This window comes from Mycobacterium sp. 141 (genome assembly GCF_000382405.1).
GTDB lineage: Bacteria > Actinomycetota > Actinomycetes > Mycobacteriales > Mycobacteriaceae > Mycobacterium.
This window is the reverse complement of the sequence record NZ_KB908255.1, coordinates 301,935-320,844: the sequence shown is the minus strand read 5'-3', so window position 1 is coordinate 320,844 and position 18,910 is coordinate 301,935. Positions and strand designations below refer to the sequence as shown.

Sequence of the window (18,910 nt, the reverse complement as noted above, 5' to 3'; positions counted from 1 at the left end):
CCGGCGCCGGGTGCACTCCCGGAGTCAGCTCGGCGAGCAGACATGGCGGTCCCCGACACGCCGGGTTTCGAGTACCGCAGTGTCTGCTCGCCTGAGGAACTCAGCGCAGGCTCGCTCAGCCGAAGAACTCGGCCGCGTCGTCGTAACGGCTCTGCGACACCAGCTTGAGTCGACGGGTGGCGTCGGCCAATGGCACCCGGCCGATGTCCTCACCCCGCAGCGACACCATCATCCCGTACTCACCGGCGTGCGCAGCGTCGGCGGCATTAACCCCGAACAGGGTGGCCAGCACCCGGTCGTAGGCCGTCGGCGTCCCGCCGCGCTGCACGTGACCGAGCACCGTGGTGCGCACTTCCTTCTTGATCCGCTTCTCGATCTCCATACCCAGTTGGTGGGCGACGCCGGTGAACCGGATATGGCCGAACTCGTCGATACCGCCGTCGCGCAGTTCCATCGACCCCTCGACGGGCTTGGCGCCCTCGGCGACGACGCAGATGAAATGCGAATCACCGCGCACGAAGCGCTGTTTGATCAACCGGCAGACCTCTTCGACGTCGAACGGATGCTCGGGAATCAGCGTCATGTGCGCGCCGGAGGCCATGCCGGCGTTGAGGGCAATCCACCCTGCGTGGCGACCCATCACCTCCACGAGCATCACCCGTTGGTGAGATTCGGCGGTGCTGTGCAGGCGGTCGATGGCCTCGGTGGCGACCTGCAGCGCCGTGTCGTGGCCGAAAGTGACGTCGGTGCAATCGATGTCGTTGTCGATGGTCTTGGGCACGCCCACCACCGGGACCTTCTCCTCGGACAGCCAGTGCGCCGCGGTCAGCGTGCCTTCCCCGCCGATGGGGATCAGCACATCGATGCCGTTGTCCTCCAACGTCTGCTTGATCTGGGGTAGCCCGGCCCGCAGTTCGTCGGGATTCACCCGCGCGGTGCCCAGCATGGTGCCGCCTTTGGCGAGCAACCGATCGTTGCGGTCGTCGTTCTTGAGCTGGACCCGCCGGTCTTCCAGCAGACCTCGCCAGCCGTCCTGGAAGCCGACGACAGTCGATCCGTACCGCACATCACAGGTACGCACCACCGCACGGATCACCGCGTTCAGACCAGGGCAGTCGCCACCGCCGGTCAGGACTCCGATACGCATCTACTCATCTGCTCCTTGTGTGCGCATGTGCTCTATCTTGCCCGGCCGGCCAGGTGCCTGCTGGGCGAGCGCCGAAACTGTACCCAGATCGCGGTCCGGCGGCACCTGGAGCGCGCCCACAACCGGGCCGCGAGCCGCTTCGTAGGCAGCGCCGACCCGGTAGAGCCGGTCATCGGCCAGTGCCGGGGCCATGATCTGCAGTCCGACCGGCAGGCCGTCGTCGGGCGAGAGCCCTGACGGAACCGACATGCCACAGTGCCCGGCCAGGTTCAGTGGCAAGGTGCACAGGTCGAACAGGTACATGGCCAGTGGATCGTCGACCTTCTCCCCCAGCGCGAACGCGGTGGTCGGGGTCGTCGGCGAGACCAGTACGTCGACGCTTTCGTAGGCGCGTTCCAGGTCGCGGGCGATCAGCGTCCGGACCTTCTGGGCCTGGTTGTAGTACGCGTCGTAATACCCGGCCGACAACGCGTAGGTGCCGATCATGATGCGGCGCTTGACTTCCGGACCGAAACCGGCGGCCCTGGTCAGCGCCATGACCTCTTCGGCGCTGTGCGTGCCGTCGTCGCCGACCCGCAGGCCGTACCGCATGGCGTCGAAGCGCGCCAGATTGCTGGACACCTCCGAAGGCAGGATCAGGTAGTAGGCCGCCATCGCATGTTCGAAGTTCGGGCAGTCCACCTCGGTGACCTCCGCGCCGAGCGCAGTGATCTGCTCGACAGCCGCGTTGAACGACGCGAGCACACCGGGTTGATAGCCCTCACCACGCAGCTGCTTGATCACACCGACCCGAACACCCTTGAGGTCGCCCTGTGCGCCGGCCTTGGCCGCACCCACCACATCGGGCACCGGGACGTCGATCGAGGTGGAATCCCGCGGGTCGTGGCCGGCGATGACCTCGTGCAGCAGCGCGGTGTCGAGCACGGTGCGGGCACACGGACCACCCTGGTCCAGCGACGATGCGCACGCGATCAGTCCGTACCGGCTGACCGTGCCGTAAGTGGGCTTGACGCCGACAGTGGCTGTGAGCGCGGCGGGCTGGCGGATCGACCCGCCGGTGTCGGTACCGATGGCCAACGGCGCCTGGAACGCCGCCAGTGCCGCGGCGCTGCCACCGCCGGAGCCGCCCGGCACCCGGTCGGTGTTCCAAGGGTTGCGGGTCGGGCCGTATGCGGAGTTCTCGGTCGAGCTGCCCATGGCGAACTCGTCCATGTTGGTCTTGCCGAGGATCGGGATACCGGCCGCGCGCAGCTTGGCGGTCACCATCGCGTCGTACGGCGAGCGCCAGCCCTGAAGGATCTTCGACCCGGCCGTGGTCGGCGCATCGGTGGTGGTGAAGACGTCCTTGAGCGCGAGCGGCACACCGGCCAGCGGCGAGGCCAGTGATTCGCCCGCGGCAACCTTACGGTCGACGGCGGCGGCGGCGGCCAGCGCCTGCTCGGCACCGACGTACAGGAACGCGTGGAAGCGCTCATCGGTGGCGGCGATCTGGTCCAGGTGTGCCTGGGTGACCTCGGTGGAGGTGACCTCGCCGGCAGCGATCTGGGTGCCGAGGGTCACTGCGTCACAGCGGGTGAGATCGGTCATTCAGGTTCCCCCAGGATCCGCGGCACCGCGAACCGCCCGTCCTCTGCCCTGGGCGCCGCGGCCAGCGCCTGGTCCTGGGTCAGGCTCAGTGCGACGACATCGGGCCGCGTGACGTTGACGGCTTTGAGTGGGTTGTCGGTGGCTTCGACGCCGGTGACGTCGACGGACTGGATCCGGCCGACGTGGCCAAGGATGGCGTCGAGTTGGCCGGCGAAACTGTCCAACTCGTCTTCGGTCAGCGCCAACCGGGCCAGATGCGCCAGGTGGGCAACCTCGTCTCGGGAGATCTGCGACACGACAAAGCAGCCTAGTCACTGTGCCTGAGCTGGTGGCAGCGGGCACGAGCGAAGCGGTCGCGCGCGGGCCGCTCGGAATGCCCGCGGCGCACCGTTGTGCAACAGTGTTGCGCGTGCCTTCCTATCTGCTGCGGGTCCAGCTGGAGGATCGTCCAGGCCGTCTCGGTTCACTGGCGGTCGCGCTGGGCTCCGTAGGTGCCGACATCTTGTCGCTCGACGTCGTCGAGCGCAGTGCGGGATTCGCGATTGACGATCTGGTGGTCGAACTGCCCGCCGGGTCCATGCCCGACGCCCTGATCACCGCGGCCGAGAACTTGACCGGCGTCTACGTCGACAGCATCCGACCACACACCGGCCTACTGGAGGCGCACCGAGAACTCGAACTGATCGACCACGTGGCGGCCGCCACAGGACGCGCCGCGCGGCTTCAGGTTCTCGCCGAGGAGGCGGCCCCGGTGCTGCGGGTCGGCTGGTGCACGGTGCTGCGGGCGACCGCAACCGGCGTCGAGCGACTCGCCGGCAGTCGCGGCGCACCCGAAACCCATCTCCCGTCCGCACCCTGGCTGCCGCTGGAACATGCCAAGACGCTGAACGGCACCGCGGACTGGGTACCACAGCTGTGGCGGGACATGGCTACCACCCTGGCTGCCGCACCGTTGGGCGACCACGACACCGCGGTGCTGCTGGGGCGCCCCGGCGGACCCGGTTTCCGGCCGTCAGAGGTGGCCCGGCTGGGCTACCTGGCCGGGATCGTGGGGACGATTCTGCGGTGAGGTCGGGCCGCTACTCCGCACCGCCTTCAGGTGCGGGCCCTTCTGCGAGCAACTTCCGGAATCCGTCCTCGTCGACGATCGCAACGCCGAGTTCGACCGCCTTGTCGTATTTCGATCCGGGTGCGTCCCCGGCGACGACATAGGCCGTCTTCTTCGATACCGAACCCACGGCTTTGCCGCCGCGGGCGATGATGGCCTCCTTGGCCTCGTCGCGGGAGAACCCGGGCAACGAACCGGTGACCACAATCGACAGGCCTTCCAGCGTGCGCTCGACACTGGCGTCGCGCTCGTCGGCCATTCGTACCCCGGCTGCACTCCATTTGTCGACGATTGCCCGGTGCCAGTCGACGGCGAACCACTCCACCACCGCCGCGGCAATGGTAGGTCCGACGCCTTCGACCGCGGCGAGTTGTTCCTCTGACGCCGCGACGATGGCGTCCAGGCTGCCGAACTCGGTGGCCAGTGCTCGCGCCGCGGTCGGCCCGACGTGACGAATGGACAGTGCGACCAACACCCGCCACAACGGCTGGGCCTTCGCCTTGCCGAGATTGGCCAGCAGGCGTTTGCCGTTCGCGGACAATTCACCGGCCTTGGTGGTGAACAGTTCGGTGCGCAGCAGATCGTCGGCGGTCAGAGTGAACAGATCGCCCTCGTCGGTGATCACCCCGGCCGCCAGCAGCGCCGTCGCGGCCTCGTACCCCAGCCCCTCGATGTCGAACGCGCCACGGCCCGCGACATGAAACACCCGTTCCCGCAGCTGCGCTGGGCAACTACGGGTGTTCGGGCAGCGGATGTCGGCGTCGCCCTCCTTCGCCGGCGCCAGGCGGGTACCGCATTCGGGACAGTGTGTGGGCATGACGAATTCACGCTCGGAGCCGTCCCGCAGGTCGACGACCGGGCCGAGCACCTCGGGGATGACGTCGCCGGCCTTGCGGATGACGACGGTGTCGCCGATCAGCACGCCCTTGCGCTTGACCTCGGTGGCGTTGTGCAAGGTCGCCAGGCCGACCGTGGAACCGGCCACCTTGACCGGTTCCATGTAGGCAAACGGGGTGACCCGGCCGGTGCGGCCGACGCTGACCCTGATGTCGAGCAGCTTGGTCGTGGCTTCCTCGGGCGGGTATTTGTAGGCCACGGCCCAGCGCGGAGCACGCGACGTGGCGCCGAGCCTGCGCTGCAGTGCCACCTCGTCGACTTTGACCACCACACCGTCGATTTCGTGATCGACCTCGTGCCGGTGTTCGCCCCAGTAGGAGATGCGCTCGGCGACCGCGGCAACGCCGGAAACCTTGGTGGTGTGAATCGAGACCGGTAATCCCCATTGCCCCAGGGCGCGGTAGGCGTCATGCAGCGTCTTGAACGGGAAGCCCCCATTGCCTTCTATATGGCCCAGACCATGGCAGATCATCCGCAGCTTGCGCCGCGCGGTCACCGCCGGATTCTTCTGCCGCAGCGATCCCGCCGCACTGTTGCGCGGGTTGGCGAAAGGCGGCTTGCCCTCGGCGACCAACCCGGCGTTGAGATCTTCGAAGTCGGCGACCCGGAAGAACACTTCACCACGCACTTCGAGCACCGCGGGCACCGGGAACTCATCGGAAGGCGTGAGCCGCTCGGGGATGTCGTCGATGGTGCGTGCGTTGAGGGTGACGTCCTCGCCGGTGCGACCGTCACCGCGAGTGGCGGCCCGGACCAGTCGTCCGTCGCGGTAGACCAGCGCCAGTGCCACTCCGTCGATCTTCAACTCGCACAAATAATGCGCGGCATCACCGATCTCGCCACTGATCCGGGCCGCCCATGCCGACAACTCGTCGGAATCGAACACGTTGTCCAGCGACAACATGCGCTCCAGATGCTGGGCTGGCGTGAAGTCGGTGGCGAAACCCGCCCCGCCGACCAGCTGGGTCGGTGAATCCGGGGTTCGCAGCTCGGGGTGGGTGTCCTCGAGCGCCTGCAGTTCGCGAAACATCGCGTCGAACTCCGCGTCGGAGATGACCGGCGCATCCCTGATGTAGTAGCGGAACTGGTGTTCACGTACCTCGTCGGCCAGCTCCTGCCAACGTCGTCGCAGGTCAGCGTCTTCAGGGTCGCTCGAGGTCACCTCCGCAGATTATCGGAGCTTGCTGACAGCAGACTCATGCGTCGTAGGCGAAGAATGTCGCCATACCGCCGCCAAGGTGGTAGTCGTTGTGGCAATGCACGATCCACCGACCGGGGTTGTCGGTGTCGAAGTCCACCTCGACGGTCTGCCCAGGCGGCACCAGAACGGTGTCCTTGCGTGCCCGAGGGCCCTGCGGACCGACGACCTGGAAGGTATGGCCGTGCAGGTGCATGGGATGGAACATCATCGAATCGCTGACGAATCGGATCCGGACCCGCTTGTCTTTCGTGAGCCCGATGCCGTTGTTGGGCGGGTCGTAGAGCTTGCCGTTGATCGGCCAGGTGTAGCCGGCCATCGGACCGGCCAGCCTCAGCTCCACGATCTGGTCTGGATTTCTTTGTGGCAGAACAACTTCTGCGGCCGGTGTGAGGGTGGCGGTGTTCAGCGGCTGCTGCGTGCGCAGCGTCTTCACCAACCCGGCGACGTCGGGGCTCGACGACTTGGCGTCCACCCGCAGGTTCAGTTGTGCATGGCCGTCCTTGCCCTCCGCCGCGGCGATCAGCGGCACCGATGAGGTCAGTGTCACGATCGCGTCGGCGCGTTCACCCATGCCGAGGATCACCGTCTCGGTACGGTGCCGGTGCATCGGATAACCGTCGGTGTGAGTGACATCGAGCTCGCAGCCGGGCACCGCGACGCGGAACGCGGTGTCGGCGCCCGCGTTGATGATCCGCAGCCGAACACGTTGTCCGGAACGGTAATCGACGATCTGCGGGTCCTTGGTGGTGCGACCGTTGACGAGGAAGTACGGATAGGTGACGTCGCCGCCGTCATCGCCCAGTGGCATCGTCGGAGTCACCATCGGTCCCCCACCGGCCATCGGTCTCATCCCGTTGATCTTGAGGTTCTCGGCGACCTGATCCGGATTGGTGCCGGTGCCGTCGATCCAGTCGTCGAGCACCACGACGAGCTCATCGTCGTAGTCCGCACCATCCGCCGGATCTTCGATGATGAGCGGACCGTACATGCCACGGTCCAGCTGAGTCCCGACGTGCGAGTGCAGGTAGTAGGTGCCCGCATCGGGGACGACGAACTCGTAGGTGAAGTTCGAGCCCGGGGCGATTGCCTGCTGAGTCAGCACCGGCACCCCGTCCATGTCGTTCGGGATTGCCAGACCATGCCAGTGCACGGTGGTTTCCTGAGGCAGCCGGTTGGTCACCGGCACCCGCAGCCGCTGGCCCTTGCGGAGCCGAATTTCTGTGGCGGGCACCGTGCCGGTGTAGGTCCAGGTTCGGACCGCGACGCCCCCGAGGTCGACATCGGATTCGGCGGCCGTGAATGCGACTTCGACCGGCTTGCCCGGGGCACTGCTCGTGGCCGTAGGGGTTGCGTTTCGCGACGAGCAGGCGCCCACCAGACCTGCCGCCCCGACCGCCGACAGCACCAGAAAACACCGCCGGTCGATCATCGTTTCAGCGTGGCACTGCGCACCGGTTTGCGACAGCGTTTTAGCGGCTCCGGCTAGGGTGGCGACATGCCGCATCCGATCATGTTCGGCGACAACGATCCGGGACTGACCGAGCTACGCGGCATCGCGCTGGACTTACCAGAGGCGTTCGAGAAAGTGTCGTGGGGTAGGCCGGTGTTCTGCGCGCCGAAGATGTTCGCCATGTACGGCGGCAACGTCAAGGCCAGTAAGGGGATGGTGCCGTATCCGTACTCGCTGCTGATCAAGGTCGACGACAGCGACAGACGGGCACTGGAGCAGGACAGCCGGTTCTTCTTCCCGGCCTACATGGGCCCCCATGGCTGGCTGGGTTTGGATTTCACTGCGACGAAGGTGGATTGGGCCGAAGTAACCGAGCTGGTCGACGCCTCGTTCCGGCTCGTGGCTTCCCGCAAGCTCATCAAGCAACTCGACGAACGCCGACTGGACGAACCATGAGTTCCGCGAGCCCTGTTGCCGATGTCGGTGCACTGGTCGCGCGCGTCATCGGGCGTCGGTGATGCGTTAGCGCCGAAGTCGCCGTGCGTTAGCGCCGAACCACACCCACTTTGTCACGCTGGAGTGGCTCTCGATGTCGAGAGCCACTCCAGCGTGACAAATCGGGGCAGCGGGAGGCTCTTCGATCCGATCTGCGCTGCTATACGCAACCTTTCGGTTGCCTATTGGGCGTTAGATGGCGTCCGGATCCTGCGCAAAGCCGTCGGCGGTCTTCTGCGCGAGCTCGACCGCGACCCGCGCCCACTCGGGCGTCGCACCGGCCAGTCCGCACGCCGGGGTGATGCCGATCCGGTCCCGCAACACCTCACGGGCGAAACCCAGCCGGTCGGTGACCGTCACGACCGCCTTGGCGACCTCTTCGACCGACGGCCTGCGTTCGGGCACGGTGGCCGGCACCACCCCGAGCAGCACTGTGCGTCCGGCGTCGACGAACTCGCCGATACCGTCCAGATCAGCCGGGGCCAGGGTCGAAAGATCGACGGAAACAGCGTGAACAGTGCTGCGCAGCAAGCCTTTCCACGGTAAGCCCGGAGCGCAGCTGTGCACGGCGGTCTCGGCGCCGACACGCTCGATGCAGCCGTCGAGCAAACCCATGGCGACGGTTTCGTCGACCGGATGCACCGGCGACAAGCTGGTCACCCCGGTCAACCGACCTGCCAGCGCGGCCGGCAACGACGGCTCGTCGAGCTGCACCACCACGGTCGTGTCCAACCTCCGCGCGACGTCGGCCCGATGCTGCGCCAGCCCCTCGGCCAAAGATGCGGCGAGGTCGCGTACCGCACCCGGGTCGGTGATGGCCCGATGCCCGCCGGACAGTTCCAGCTGTGCGGCCAGCGTGATGGGCCCGGGCGCCTGGACTTTCACGATGCGCCCGCTGCCGCGCAGCCCGGCCTTTTCCCAGGCCTCCTCGAGCGCATCGACGTCCTCGCCCAGCAGACTCACCGCGCGGCGCAGCGCGGCACTGCGGCCCGATGCGATGCGGTAGCCGCGCGGCACGGTGTCGATGCCGACGTCGACCAGCAGCGCCCCCGCCCGACCGATCATGTCGGCGCCGATGCCGCGGGCGGGCAGTTCCACCAGATGGGTCAGCGTGTGCAGTTCGCCGACGACGACCTCGGCGGCCGGCCGCGCGGCGGTGCCCGGCCAGGACCCGATACCGGTCGCGGCGGCGAAAGCGCTCACGGGCGTGTGATGGTGGCGCTGGCGATGACCTCGTCGCCGTCCGGATCGGGACGGTAGAGCACCATGGTCTGCCCAGGTGCGACGCCCCGCAGCGGTGTCCGCAGGTTCACTATCAGGCGGCCGTCGATCAGCTCTGCCACGACGTCGGCGATCCCACCGTGCGCCCGCACCTGCACCTGGCACTCCACAGGTCCGTCCAGAGCGACGCCACTGGTGAAGACCGGGTTCTCTCCCGACAGCTGCCGCACCTCGAGGTCCTCGGCCGATCCGACGCGGACGGTGCCGGTTTCCGCGTCGATCGCGGTCACATACCGAGGCCTGCCGTCGGCGCCGGGCCCTGCGATGCCCAGGCCCTTGCGCTGACCGATGGTGAAACCGTGCACGCCTTCGTGTTCGGCGAGCACTGTGCCGCTGGAATCGATCACCGAGCCGCGGCGCACCCCGATACGCGCGCCGAGAAAAGCTTGGGTGTCCCCTGACGGGATGAAGCAGATGTCGTGGCTGTCGGGCTTTTCGGCGACTGCCAGCCCACGGGCGGCAGCTTCTTCACGGATCTGCGGCTTGGGCGTGTCACCGATCGGGAACAGCGCATGTCGAAGCTGCTCGGCGGTCAGCACACCCAGCACGTACGACTGATCCTTGTCAGCGTCGACCGCGCGGCGCAGCCTGCCGTCTTCCAGTCGCGCGTAGTGACCCGTCGCGACGGCGTCGAAACCCAGTGCCAAGGCCCGGACCGACAGTGCGGAGAACTTGATCCGCTCGTTGCACCGCACGCACGGATTCGGGGTCTCACCGCGAGCGTAGGCCTCGACGAAGTCGTCGATCACATCGTCTTTGAACCTGTCGGCGAAATCCCAGACGTAGAACGGGATCCCGAGCACGTCCGCGACGCGACGGGCGTCACCGGCATCCTCCTTGGAACAGCATCCCCGCGATCCGGTGCGCAGGGTGCCCGGCGCGGACGACAGCGCCAAATGCACGCCGACGACCTCATGGCCGGCGTCGACCATACGGGCGGCCGCCACCGACGAATCCACTCCACCGCTCATCGCGACCAGCACCCTCATGAGCGGGCCGTTCCGGAACTTGCCAGCGCCGCCAGCCGGGCTCGCTCCACCGCGCCCGGCAGTACCTCAAGTGCAGCGTCCACGTCGGCGTCGGTGCTGTTGTGCCCCAACGACAGTCGCAACGATCCGCGGGACGTGGCCGGGTCGGCGCCCATTGCGATCAGCACATGAGAGGCCTGCGCCACCCCGGCCGTGCAGGCCGATCCGGTCGAGCATTCGATGCCCTTGGCGTCGAGCAGCATCAACAACGAATCGCCTTCACAACCACGGAAAGTGAAGTGCGCGTTGCCGGGGAGTCGTCCCGTGTCAGCGGCACCGTTGACGTGGGTGTCATCGATGGTGGCCAATACGCCCTCGATCAGCCGATCCCGCAACGCGCGTAGCCGTGCGCTGTTGACCGCCATCCCGTCGATCGCCACCTTCGCAGCCGCCGCCATGCCGACAGCGCCGGCCACAAACGGTGTGCCCGAACGGATGTCACGTTCCTGGCCACCGCCGTGCAGCAATGGCACGCATGCGACGTCCCGACGCAACAGCAATACCCCGGTGCCGGCAGGCCCGCCGAACTTGTGCGCGGCCACGCTCATCGCCGCCAGCCCGCTGGCCCCGAAGTCGACCGGGATCTGACCGACCGCCTGCACGGCATCGCTGTGCATCGGCACCCCGAACTCCGTGGCGACCGCTGCCAGCTCGGTGATCGGCATGATGGTGCCGACCTCGTTGTTTGCCCACATGATCGATACCAGCGCCACGTCGTCGTGCTCCTGCAGCGCAGCCCGCAGAGCTTCGGGGATCACCGCACCGTCCGGGCCGACCGGCAGCCATGTGACCTCGGCACCCTCGTGCTCGACCAGCCACTCCACGGCGTCGAGCACCGCGTGGTGTTCCACCGGACTGGTCACGATCCGACGCCGCGTGGGCTCGGCATCGTGGCGGGCCCAGTAGATGCCCTTGACCGCCAGGTTGTCGCTTTCGGTGCCGCCGGCGGTGAAGATGACCTCCGAGGGCCGCGCTCCCAGCAGCTGGGCCAGCGTCTCGCGGGACTCCTCCATCCGGCGCCGGGCCAGCCGGCCCGATCCGTGCAACGACGATGCGTTACCCACGGTGGCCAGCACAGTCGTCATCGCCTCGATGGCAGCAGGGTGCATCGGGGTGCTGGCGGCGTGATCGAGGTAGACCTGCGCACCCGAGGACACGGTCGGTGAGGCAGCCATAACGCTCCCAGGATAGCCGCGACCGGCTATCTGCCCGAATACCGGTCAGGCGACCAGAGCGTGAGCGGACGTGGCAGGCAGAATCTGCTCCCCACGCACCGCCGCCTCGCAGCGTGCGGCCAGGTCGCGACGGTCCTCACCGGGCAGCTGCAGCGACCCGACGTGCACGTGGCACACGGTACGACGCGCGGTGATGACCCGGCGGACCGACTGCAGCAGGGTGTCCTGCCCGACGAAGGCCGGAACCGTGGACAGCCGGCCGTCGCGGTGCCGGTAGGTCAGTCGCAGCGGCTGCACGGGGCGGGCAGCGTCGATGGCGGCCTGGAACATCGCCGGACGGAACTGGCCGTGGGCCAGCCCACACCAGGTGGTGCCCTCCGGGAACGCGACCACGGTGTGCCCGTCGATCAGGCGCTGCGCGACGGTGTCCACGACCGATGGCAGCCGACGAAGGCTCCCTCGGTCGATGGGAATGACCTTCATGATCCGGGCCAGCCGGCCCAGCGCGGGCCACTCCACCAGGTCGGCGCGGGCGACGAAGGATCCCGGCAGCACCGCCCCGACGGTGAAGATGTCGAGCCAGGACACATGCCCACTGACCACCAGCACGCCCGGCAGATTGCGAATCGGGTCACCCGACACGGTGATTCGCACGCCGAAGCACCGCAGCATCAACCGGCAGTAAAACCGCTGGATGTGTGAGCGCCCGGGCAGCGGCACCGCCAGCAGCGGCACGCCGGGTGCCAGGAGAACCGCCATGGCGACCCGCACGGTGGTGCGGACCCAGACGACCGATCTGCGGCCGGTGTCGGCGCTGCCGGCCTGCACGCAGCTGCCATCACACGATGCCTTGGGCAGCCATGGGTGTTCGCGGCCTGCGTCGGTGCGGGGACTGGTCACGACCCCATCCCGTCGGCCATGTCGGCTGCGGCGGACACCGAGCGCAGTCGCTTGAGGTAGCGGACGTCGGCCCGGCGCTTGTCGAGCAGCGCCGGGAAGTCACCCACCCCGAAGTCGGGGTCGTGGGCTGGTTCTCCGCACACCTGCGCACCCAGCCGCAAGTAGCCGCGCATCAGCGGCGGCACCGAGATCCGCGCCGGCGGGGCGATGTCATCAAGGCTCTTACCGTCGAGCACTACGGGTCGGTACGGGTACACGGTGAACTCCAGCGGTGCGGCGTGACGGCGGCGCACGAAATCGCGGACCCCGCGGATCTGGGTGCCGGGCGGGCCGTCGGCGTTGCCCGCTGTGGGCACCGAGACGCAGCCGGTGACGTAGTCGTAGCCGCAGCGGTCGAGGTAGGCCAGGATGCCCGCCCACATGAGCAGGACCACCGCACCGTTGCGGTGGTCATTGCGCACGACGGCGCGGCCCATCTCCACCAGAGACGGCCGCAGCGCATCGAGGCCCGTCACGTCGAACTCGGTGGCTGTGTAGAGCCCGCCGGCGGCGATCGCGCCGGGCGGCGGCAGCATGCGGTAGCAGCCGACCAGTTCGCCGGTGTCCTCGTCCTGTACCAGCAGGTGGTCGCAGTACTCGTCGAAGCGGTCGGCATCCAGGCCAGCGGAGTGGCCGTCACGCTTGAACGCGAATCCCGGCTCGGCGGCGAACACGTCGTGGCGCAGCCGCTGCGCTGCGTAGATGAGCTCGGCGTCGGTGGACAACAACAGCGAATAGCGTGGCGAATCCGCCGACGGGGTAGGACGGTCGGCGGCGATGAGTACGGATGAAGTGCTCATAGCCAGCACGGTCGTCCAGCCGGGTCGCCGGCCGGCGTCGGCAGCGTGACATGTCCGTGATCGCTAGGTGACGAATTGGACCGCCGGACTGCTCAGCAGACGCAGAACTGCCCCTTTTCGTGAGAAAAGGGGCAGTTCTGCGTCTGCTCGCGCGAGAAAACGCGAGAAAATCAGCCCTGGCGAGCCTTGACGGCGTCGGTGAGCTGCGGGGTGACGTTGAACAGGTCGCCGACGATACCGAGATCGGCGATCTCGAAAATCGGCGCCTCTTCGTCCTTGTTCACCGCGATGATCGTCTTCGACGTCTGCATACCGGCGCGGTGCTGGATCGCCCCGGAGATACCCAGCGCGATGTACAGCTGCGGCGACACGGTCTTGCCGGTCTGCCCGATCTGGAACTGGCCCGGGTAGTAGCCCGCGTCGACTGCGGCACGCGAAGCACCGACGGCGCCGTCGAGCGAGTCGGCCAGCGCCTCGACGATCGCGAAGCTCTCCGCGCTGCCGACACCACGCCCGCCGGCGACCACGACGGTGGCCTCGGTGAGCTCTGGGCGGTCGCCGGCCACCGCGGGCTCGCGCTTGGTGATCTTGGTGGCGGTTTCGGCCTGAGCCGGAACCTCGACGTTGACGACCGCACCGGCACCGGCGGCAGGGACGGCCTCGATCGAGCCGGGACGCAAGGTGATCACCGGGGTGTCGCTGGTGACCTGTGCCTCGACGGTGAAAGCGCCACCGAAGATGCTGTGGACACCTACTGCCCCCTCGCGGACCTCGATCACGTCGACCAGCAGACCCGAACCGATGCGGGCCGCCAACCGTGCGGAGATCTCCTTGCCGTCGGCGCTCGCGGCGAGCAGCACGCCTGCGGGCGCGGCAGTCTCGACCAGACCGGCGAGCACGTCGACCACCGGGGTGATCAAGTAGTTCTCGACGTCATCAGATTCGGCAACGTAGATCTTGGCCGCACCGGCGGCCTTGAGGTCGTCTACCAGCGGCGCTGCCGTGCCGGGCTTGCCCACCACGACGGCGGCAGGCTCACCCAGCGCTCGGGCGGCGGTAATCAATTCAGCGGTGACCTTCTTCAGGGCACCGTCGGAGTGCTCAACGAGCACAAGTACTTCAGCCATGGGTTTCTCGTTATGTCTTTCGCGTCTCGTTAGATTCGATGGGAGCAGCTGCTAGATGAGCTTCTGAGCAACGAGGTACTCGGCAACCTTGGTACCGCCGTTGCCTTCGTCGGCGACCTTCTCGCCAGCGGCCTTCGGCGGCTTCGGGGTCGACGACAGCACCTTCGACCCGGCGCTGGCGACACCGACCTCGTCGGCGTCGACGCCGATCTCGGCGAGGGTGAGCACGGTGACTTCCTTCTTCTTCGCGGCCATGATGCCCTTGAAGGACGGGAAGCGGGGCTCGTTGATCTTCTCGTTGACGCTGACGACAGCCGGAAGCGCGGCCTCCAGGGTGAAGACACCGTCGTCGGTCTCGCGCTCGGCGGTGACCCTGCCGTTCTCGACCGTCAGCTTGCGTACGTGGGTGAGCTGCGGCAGGCCCAGGTACTCGGCGATGACAGCCGGGACCGCGCCACCGACGCCGTCGGTCGCCTCGTTACCGGCGATGACCAGCTCGGTGCCCTCGATGGTGCCCAGCGCACGGGCCAGCGCCCACGCCGTCTGGATCACGTCGGACCCGTGCATGCCGTCGTCCTTGAGATGCACAGCCTTGTCGGCCCCCATCGACAGAGCCTTGCGGATGGCCTCGGTGGCGCGCTCCGGGCCCGCGGTCAGCACGGTGACCGTGCTGTCGCCCCCCTCGCGCTCCTTGATCAGCAGTGCCTCCTCAACGGCACGTTCGTTAATCTCGTCGAGCACGGCGTCGGCGGCCTCGCGATCGAGGGTGAAATCGCCGTCGGACAGCTTGCGCTCCGACCAAGTGTCTGGGACCTGTTTGATCAGGACCACGATGTTCGTCATGACTCTGGTTCGTCCTCCTCGTGAGGCCGGAGACCGGCCTGCCATATTACGTTCTTTGCAGCTAACCCCATGTTACTGATGGGTAACTTATGGTAGTTCGCAGGAACACCATAGCTGGTCGAGCTTGGCCTGCGGTGACCACTATCACACAAGGTGATAAGGGAACCGTTCACGAGTAGGCCACCAACCGGTCGACTGGGTTAGCCTGCCTTGCAATGAGCACATTTGTTGACGGTCCGGAAGACGCCCTGCCACTGACCGGCGAGCGGACCATCCCCGGCTTGGCCGAGGAGAATTACTGGTTCCGCCGCCACGAGGTGGTGTACCAGCGACTCGCCGAGCGCTGCGCGGGGCGCGATGTGCTGGAAGCCGGCTGCGGCGAAGGCTATGGCGCCGACTTGATCGCCAACGTCGCCCGCAAGGTCATCGGCATGGACTACGACGAAGCAACGGTCGCCCATGTCCGGGCCCGCTATCCGCGCGTCGACATCCGGCACGGCAACCTCGCCGAACTGCCCCTGCCAGATGGCGTGGTCGACGTCGTGGTCAACTTCCAGGTCATCGAACACCTATGGGACCAAGCACAATTCATCGCCGAGTGCTACCGGGTGCTGCGCCCCGGCGGTGTGTTCCTGGTATCGACCCCGAACCGGATCACCTTCTCCCCCGGCCGCGACACCCCGCTCAACCCGTTCCATACCCGCGAACTCAACGCCGCCGAGCTCACCGAGCTGCTCGAAGACGCCGGGTTCCAGATCGAGGGTGTGTACGGAGTTTTCCACGGACCGGGTCTGGCCGAACTCGATGCCCGCCACGGCGGCTCGATCATCGACGCCCAGGTGGCGCGCGCGGTCGCCGACGCACCCTGGCCCGAGCAGCTGCTCGCCGACGTCGCGGGTGTAACCACCGACGACTTCGACATCACTCCGGCCACCGAACGCAACATCGACGACAGCCTCGACCTGCTCGCGGTCGCGGTACGCCCGTGACTGCCCCGAGCTCACATCCCGAGCCCGTACCAGGGCTGTTCACCCTGGTCCTGCACACGCACCTACCGTGGCTGGCCCATCACGGCCGTTGGCCGGTGGGCGAAGAGTGGCTCTATCAGTCCTGGTCAGCGGCCTACCTACCGCTGATGCGGGTGCTGCACACCCTGGCCGCCGAGGACCGCAGCCACCTGATCACGCTGGGCATGACACCGGTGGTCACCGCACAGCTCGACGATCCGTACTGCCTCACCGGTATGCACCACTGGCTGGCCAACTGGCAGTTGCGCGCGCTTGAGGCGACAACACTGAGCAGCCCGGAAGGGTTGCGCGAGTTCGGGCTTCGCGAGCATGCCGAAGCCGCCGCGGCGGTCGAGGACTTCTCCAACCGGTGGCGGCACGGTGCCAGCCCGACGCTGCGCGAACTGATCGACGCAGACACGATCGAACTGCTTGGCGGCCCGCTGGCCCACCCGTTCCAGCCGCTGCTCAATCCGCGACTGCGTGAGTTCGCGCTGCGGGAGGGACTGGCAGATGCCCAGGCTCGCTTCGCGCACACCCCGCGCGGCATCTGGGCGCCCGAATGTGCGTACGCGCCGGGCATGGAAACCGGTTATGCCGCAGCGGGTGTGGGCCACTTCATGGTCGACGGCCCGTCGCTGCACGGCGACACGGCACTCGGCCGCCCGGTCGGCGACTCCGACGTCATCGCGTTCGGACGCGACCTGCAGGTCAGCTATCGCGTGTGGTCCCCCAAGTCCGGCTATCCCGGGCACGCCGCCTACCGCGACTTCCACACCTACGACTACACCACGGGCCTGAAACCGGCCCGGGTAACGGGACGCAACACGCCCTCCGAGGACAAGGCGCCCTACGACCCACAGCGCGCCGACCGCGCCATCGACGACCACGTCACTGACTTCGTCGCGATCGTGCGTCGGCGACTGCTCAGCGAGGGAGAGCGCATCGGCCGACCCGCCCATGTGATCGCGGCATTCGACACCGAGTTGTTCGGCCACTGGTGGTACGAGGGCCCGGTGTGGCTCGAGCGGGTGCTGCGGGCACTGCCCGAGGCCGGCATCCGGGTGGGCACCCTCGCCGATGCCAAGGCCGACGGATTCGTCGGCGCCCCAGTCGAATTACCGCCCAGCTCATGGGGTTCGGGCAAGGACTGGCAGGTCTGGAACGGTCCGGCAGTCAGCGACCTCGTCCAGCTCAACACGGAGGTCGTCGACACCGCGCTGAGCGCGGTGGACAAGGCCCTCGCCCAGAACACCGCGGTAGGGGCCCCCACCCCGCGGGATCATGTCGCCGACCAGATCCTGCGAGAAACCCTGCTCACGGTGTCCAGTGACTGGTCGTTCATGGTCAGCAAGAACTCCGCGGCCGACTACGCACGCTACCGAGCGCACCTGCACGCCCACGCCACGCGGGAAATCTGCGATGCGCTGGCATCGGGCCGATTCAAGCACGCCCGCCGCCTGGCCGACGGCTGGAACAGGGCCGACGGACTGTTCGGTGCCCTCGACGCACGCCGGCTCCCCAAATGACCACCCGCCGGAGAAAGCACCAGCCATGAAAATCCTGATGGTGTCGTGGGAGTACCCGCCGGTGGTCGTCGGCGGTCTCGGCAGGCACGTGCATCATCTGGCCACTGCGCTCGTCGCAGCCGGCCACGAAGTCGTGGTGCTGAGCCGTCAACCATCGGACACCGACCCGAGCACGCATCCGTCAACCGACGAGGTCAGCGAGGGTGTCCGTGTCGTCGCCGCCGCGCAGGACCCGCACGAATTCGGCTTCGGCACCGACATGATGGCCTGGACGCTGGCGATGGGGCACGCGATGGTGCGCGCCGGCCTGGGCATCAAGGACCATACCGGCGGGCCGTGGCAGCCGGATCTGGTACATGCGCACGACTGGCTGGTCGCTCACCCGTCCATCGCCCTGTCCGAATACTTTGATGTGCCACTGGTTTCCACCATCCATGCCACCGAGGCCGGCAGGCACTCCGGCTGGGTGTCGGGCCCGATCAGCCAGCAGGTACATGCCGTGGAGTCCTGGCTGGCGCATGAATCCGATTCGCTGATCACGTGTTCGGCTTCGATGAGCGCGGAGATCACCGAGTTGTTCGGGCCCGGGCTCGCCGAGACCCGGGTGATCCGCAACGGTATCGACGCCGCGCTATGGCCGTTCGCGCGGCGCCGTCCGCGCCAGGGCCCCGCTCAGTTGCTCTACGTCGGGCGCCTCGAGTACGAGAAGGGCGTACACGACGCGATCGCAGCGCTGCCCCGGATCCGGCGCGCCCATCCCGGCACCACCCTGACCGTCGCCGGCGAGGGCACGCAGCAGCAGTGGCTCGTCGACCAGGCTCGAAAACACAAGGTGCTCAAGGCCACCCGGTTCGTCGGCCGGCTCGGCCACGACGAGCTGGTGGCCGCATTGCATGCCGCAGACGCTGCGGTGCTGCCCAGCCACTACGAACCGTTCGGGATCGTGGCGCTGGAGGCCGCAGCCACCGGCATACCACTGGTCACCTCCAACGTCGGCGGGCTCGGTGAGGCGGTGATCAACGGCCAGACCGGAATGTCGTTCGCGCCACGGGACGTGACCGGGCTGGCCGACGCGGTCCGCGCTGTGCTCGACGACCCCGACGCGGCGCAGCAGCGGGCTATCACCGCCCGAGACCGGCTGACCTCCGATTTCGACTGGCACACCGTGGCCGCCGAGACCGCCAAGGTGTACCTGGCGGCCAAACGCGGTGAACGCGAACCACATCCGCGCCGCCCCATCGTCGAGCACGCCCTGCCCGACCGCTGAGCCCACAACGATTCGACGGGCGTCGAATC

General features: G+C 67.6%; 17 protein-coding genes. 5 read left to right on the top strand and 12 right to left on the bottom strand.

Annotation, left to right across the window (positions count from 1 at the left end):
- Positions 1–115: 115 nt before the first annotated feature.
- From H276_RS0101635 to gatC, 3 genes are read right to left on the bottom strand one after another with little or no spacing between them, the layout of a single operon-like run.
- On the bottom strand, positions 116–1,147 hold the full coding sequence (locus H276_RS0101635) for an ATP-dependent 6-phosphofructokinase (protein ID WP_019969564.1): 1,032 nt from the start codon (positions 1,145–1,147) through the stop codon (positions 116–118).
- Complete coding sequence (gene gatA, locus H276_RS0101630) at positions 1,148–2,734, bottom strand: Asp-tRNA(Asn)/Glu-tRNA(Gln) amidotransferase subunit GatA (protein ID WP_019969563.1); 1,587 nt, start codon at positions 2,732–2,734, stop codon at positions 1,148–1,150.
- Positions 2,731–3,030, bottom strand: coding sequence for an Asp-tRNA(Asn)/Glu-tRNA(Gln) amidotransferase subunit GatC (gene gatC / locus H276_RS0101625; protein ID WP_019969562.1), 300 nt, complete (start codon positions 3,028–3,030; stop codon positions 2,731–2,733). The genes gatA and gatC overlap by 4 nt, the downstream gene beginning before the upstream one ends.
- Before the next feature lie 113 nt (positions 3,031–3,143).
- Here gatC and H276_RS0101620 point away from each other — a divergent pair, with 113 nt between their 5' ends.
- Complete coding sequence (locus H276_RS0101620) at positions 3,144–3,803, top strand: amino acid-binding protein (protein WP_036460472.1); 660 nt, start codon at positions 3,144–3,146, stop codon at positions 3,801–3,803.
- Positions 3,804–3,813: 10 nt separating this feature from the next.
- On the opposite strand, the gene ligA is transcribed toward H276_RS0101620, so the two are convergent.
- A complete protein-coding gene (ligA, locus tag H276_RS0101615) occupies positions 3,814–5,901 on the bottom strand; it encodes an NAD-dependent DNA ligase LigA (RefSeq protein ID WP_019969560.1) in 2,088 nt (695 codons plus the stop codon).
- A 34-nt stretch (positions 5,902–5,935) separates the two neighbouring features.
- Positions 5,936–7,369 (bottom strand): multicopper oxidase family protein, encoded by a 1,434-nt coding sequence (locus H276_RS0101610; RefSeq protein WP_019969559.1) that lies wholly within the window; start codon positions 7,367–7,369, stop codon positions 5,936–5,938.
- Between the two features lie 66 nt (positions 7,370–7,435).
- On the opposite strand from H276_RS0101610, the gene H276_RS0101605 reads away from it, so the two are divergent.
- Positions 7,436–7,846, top strand: coding sequence for an MmcQ/YjbR family DNA-binding protein (locus H276_RS0101605; protein ID WP_019969558.1), 411 nt, complete (start codon positions 7,436–7,438; stop codon positions 7,844–7,846).
- 231 nt (positions 7,847–8,077) lie between these two features.
- Here H276_RS0101605 and H276_RS0101600 read toward each other — a convergent pair whose 3' ends face one another.
- From H276_RS0101600 to H276_RS0101570, 7 genes are all read right to left on the bottom strand, one after another.
- Positions 8,078–9,088, bottom strand: a complete 1,011-nt coding sequence (locus H276_RS0101600; protein ID WP_019969557.1) for a methionine synthase — start codon at positions 9,086–9,088, stop codon at positions 8,078–8,080.
- On the bottom strand, positions 9,085–10,155 hold the full coding sequence (mnmA, locus tag H276_RS0101595; RefSeq protein WP_019969556.1) for a tRNA 2-thiouridine(34) synthase MnmA: 1,071 nt from the start codon (positions 10,153–10,155) through the stop codon (positions 9,085–9,087). Before mnmA ends, H276_RS0101600 begins: the two co-directional genes overlap by 4 nt.
- Positions 10,152–11,369 carry a cysteine desulfurase family protein gene (locus tag H276_RS0101590; protein ID WP_019969555.1) on the bottom strand — a complete coding sequence of 406 codons (1,218 nt, stop codon included), beginning with the start codon at positions 11,367–11,369 and terminating at the stop codon, positions 10,152–10,154. The genes mnmA and H276_RS0101590 overlap by 4 nt, the downstream gene beginning before the upstream one ends.
- A gap of 45 nt (positions 11,370–11,414) precedes the next feature.
- Positions 11,415–12,269: a 1-acyl-sn-glycerol-3-phosphate acyltransferase gene (locus H276_RS0101585; RefSeq protein ID WP_019969554.1), complete on the bottom strand. Its 855-nt coding sequence runs from the start codon at positions 12,267–12,269 to the stop codon at positions 11,415–11,417.
- Entirely contained in the window at positions 12,266–13,108 is an 843-nt protein-coding gene (locus H276_RS0101580) for a GNAT family N-acetyltransferase (RefSeq protein WP_019969553.1), read from the bottom strand. The genes H276_RS0101585 and H276_RS0101580 overlap by 4 nt, the downstream gene beginning before the upstream one ends.
- Before the next feature lie 170 nt (positions 13,109–13,278).
- Positions 13,279–14,235, bottom strand: coding sequence for an electron transfer flavoprotein subunit alpha/FixB family protein (locus H276_RS0101575; RefSeq protein ID WP_019969552.1), 957 nt, complete (start codon positions 14,233–14,235; stop codon positions 13,279–13,281).
- 51 nt (positions 14,236–14,286) lie between these two features.
- The gene (locus H276_RS0101570; RefSeq protein WP_019969551.1) at positions 14,287–15,078 is read right to left on the bottom strand and encodes an electron transfer flavoprotein subunit beta/FixA family protein; all 792 of its coding nucleotides are present in this window, start codon (positions 15,076–15,078) and stop codon (positions 14,287–14,289) included.
- Positions 15,079–15,293: 215 nt separating this feature from the next.
- Here H276_RS0101570 and H276_RS0101565 point away from each other — a divergent pair, with 215 nt between their 5' ends.
- From H276_RS0101565 to H276_RS0101555, 3 genes are read left to right on the top strand one after another with little or no spacing between them, the layout of a single operon-like run.
- Positions 15,294–16,067, top strand: a complete 774-nt coding sequence (locus H276_RS0101565) for a bifunctional 2-polyprenyl-6-hydroxyphenol methylase/3-demethylubiquinol 3-O-methyltransferase UbiG (protein WP_019969550.1) — start codon at positions 15,294–15,296, stop codon at positions 16,065–16,067.
- The gene (locus H276_RS0101560) at positions 16,064–17,614 is read left to right on the top strand and encodes a glycoside hydrolase family 57 protein (protein WP_019969549.1); all 1,551 of its coding nucleotides are present in this window, start codon (positions 16,064–16,066) and stop codon (positions 17,612–17,614) included. Before H276_RS0101565 ends, H276_RS0101560 begins: the two co-directional genes overlap by 4 nt.
- A gap of 25 nt (positions 17,615–17,639) precedes the next feature.
- Complete coding sequence (locus tag H276_RS0101555; RefSeq protein WP_019969548.1) at positions 17,640–18,881, top strand: glycosyltransferase family 4 protein; 1,242 nt, start codon at positions 17,640–17,642, stop codon at positions 18,879–18,881.
- Positions 18,882–18,910 lie beyond the last annotated feature (29 nt).

Coding starts and splice junctions, on each gene's coding strand:
- H276_RS0101635 (WP_019969564.1), bottom strand. CDS start 1,147: ATGCGTATCGGAGTCCTGACCGGCGGTGGCGACTGCCCTGGTCTGAAC.
- gatA (WP_019969563.1), bottom strand. CDS start 2,734: ATGACCGATCTCACCCGCTGTGACGCAGTGACCCTCGGCACCCAGATC.
- H276_RS0101610 (WP_019969559.1), bottom strand. CDS start 7,369: ATGATCGACCGGCGGTGTTTTCTGGTGCTGTCGGCGGTCGGGGCGGCA.
- H276_RS0101605 (WP_019969558.1), top strand. CDS start 7,436: ATGCCGCATCCGATCATGTTCGGCGACAACGATCCGGGACTGACCGAG.
- mnmA (WP_019969556.1), bottom strand. CDS start 10,155: ATGAGGGTGCTGGTCGCGATGAGCGGTGGAGTGGATTCGTCGGTGGCG.
- H276_RS0101590 (WP_019969555.1), bottom strand. CDS start 11,369: ATGGCTGCCTCACCGACCGTGTCCTCGGGTGCGCAGGTCTACCTCGAT.
- H276_RS0101580 (WP_019969553.1), bottom strand. CDS start 13,108: ATGAGCACTTCATCCGTACTCATCGCCGCCGACCGTCCTACCCCGTCG.
- H276_RS0101575 (WP_019969552.1), bottom strand. CDS start 14,235: ATGGCTGAAGTACTTGTGCTCGTTGAGCACTCCGACGGTGCCCTGAAG.
- H276_RS0101570 (WP_019969551.1), bottom strand. CDS start 15,078: ATGACGAACATCGTGGTCCTGATCAAACAGGTCCCAGACACTTGGTCG.
- H276_RS0101565 (WP_019969550.1), top strand. CDS start 15,294: ATGAGCACATTTGTTGACGGTCCGGAAGACGCCCTGCCACTGACCGGC.
- H276_RS0101555 (WP_019969548.1), top strand. CDS start 17,640: ATGAAAATCCTGATGGTGTCGTGGGAGTACCCGCCGGTGGTCGTCGGC.